Annotated in this window: 3 protein-coding genes; all 3 read right to left on the reverse strand. The window is 44.5% G+C overall.

What is annotated here, in order from left to right; translation table 11 throughout:
• Positions 1–280: 280 nt before the first annotated feature.
• Entirely contained in the window at positions 281–757 is a 477-nt protein-coding gene (locus IMQ48_RS03105) for a cold-shock protein (RefSeq protein ID WP_196207868.1), read from the reverse strand.
• A 99-nt stretch (positions 758–856) separates the two neighbouring features.
• A complete protein-coding gene (locus IMQ48_RS03110) occupies positions 857–1,102 on the reverse strand; it encodes a YmjA family protein (RefSeq protein WP_196207869.1) in 246 nt (81 codons plus the stop codon).
• A gap of 426 nt (positions 1,103–1,528) precedes the next feature.
• Positions 1,529–1,834, reverse strand: a 306-nt coding sequence (locus IMQ48_RS03115; RefSeq protein ID WP_196207870.1) for a hypothetical protein, incomplete at its 5' end; no start/stop codon positions are given.

Below are 1,834 nucleotides of genomic sequence, written 5' to 3' on the forward strand. Positions count from 1 at the left end.
ACAACATGACAATTAACCGCATTTTAACCTCGCCTGCCGACCGGATGTAAACGAATTATAATTTAGTTATCATGCTATTTACATATGCTGCCTGGATATTATTGGTGTAATAAACTCATTTATATTTTAGTTCATCAAAATCAAAAGGTTAACTATCGCTCTATTTTTATATTGATTAAAAGCCCAGGCAATGTCCGCCTGGTACCATTCAGGCAAAAAAAAACCGAAATTCTGCTCATGAAACGAGCAGAATTTCGGCACACGTTCAGCCTGAAGAGTTTTAGACTTTCAGCAACTTCACCGTTTCCTCGATGTCTATCTCATCTTCTGAGAAGATTAGCGTCGTACCCTGGAAGGTGGTGATGGCCAGCTTTTTCAGCGAGCGCATTTCACCAGGCTTGACGTCTGACTTTGGCTTGATGCTGTTCATCAGCGCACCCACGGACAACACCGCATTTTCTTTATCAATGCGGGTTTCAACCGGCACTTCTTCGCTGTAAACCACCCAGGACTTGATCGCCGTGAGCTTCAGGCGCTCACCCGCGATATAGATGTATTTGCTGTCAGGTACCACTTTCACCGCATAGGCTGACAAGCCCTTGTTATTGGTGGTCGGTTCGAAGGTCACCGCCGCGTCTTTCTTGATCAGCTCAGGGTTCGCAACCTTAATCACATGAAAATAGCGATTCTCACCGTTTTCATCTTTGATAAATCCAAAGCCTTTATCTTTAAACCACGTTGTGATTGTTCCGTTCATTGCTTTACCGCCTGGTTAATCGTTAATCTACTGAATTGTTGCTGTGCGCAGTGTAAAACACAATACCTGCGCAGACTACGTCTTTGGATTTCGCTGATACTACTCATTACCCCAGCGATTGAGGAACTCGGCGATATCATCGATACGCTGTGCGTCGATCCCGGCGACCGTTGCCATCTCCTGCTGCGCTTCTTCGCTGATCTCCTCGTTGTTCATTAAACGAGTGATCAGCAACTGGAAGTAGTGTGCCAGCGCGTCGCGTTCAGCGTCGCTGACCGATTTCGCAGCCTCGGTCGCGTACTCGTCGGCGATATCATAATATTTTAACGGAATGTCGTTGTTCATCAATTGCTCCGGGGTAAATGCGTATGCCAGCGGTTGTCCGCAGCGTCTGGTGCGAATGATAGCATTCTTATTTCACCGTTAGCGATCTGTTTTATTGACGGTAATACGTTATATATATCTGCTATACTTTCTGAAACCGCTTCACATTTTGTAAATCTCATCATATTTAAATGACTGTATTTTATTACAGCACGGTATAATAGTAACAGACTAAATAAATAATCAGTTTATTTCAAATCCACTAAGCTAAATAATTAGAGTTGCAGGCAGACAATAAGTAACTGCCCAATGCGGGTTTATTGCGGACATACCAATAAACCCGGTAGTTAAAATCCGTGCCCACGCATCAGACATTGTTAGTCGCCGCCATCTCTTTGCCTGACAGCGGCGCAAGCGCCGCATCCGACCCATACAAAATTAAGTATGTCAGAGATACTGTTTTTTCCCTAACAGGTCTCGATTGTAGTTGCATTCCGGCAAAGATTTCATGTTTGGAGAAGCGTCTTTACTCAGATCAACAATTCGAACTTCGTTATTGTCATTACTAATTTCGTAGGTATGTCCTTGATTCGCGTGGAACGAACCTGAATAGGTTTGTCCCAGGTCGATACCATACATGCTGCGCTCTTCCCGTTTCCACCATACTTTATAAGTGAATCCGGGCTGGATGGTATATTCCTGATAGCTTTTTGCCGCAAAATCTGCGGAAGGCGGCGCAATGCCATCAACAGC

This window comes from Citrobacter sp. Res13-Sevr-PEB04-36, from assembly GCF_015672735.1.
In the GTDB taxonomy this organism is placed as follows: Bacteria; Pseudomonadota; Gammaproteobacteria; order Enterobacterales; family Enterobacteriaceae; genus Citrobacter.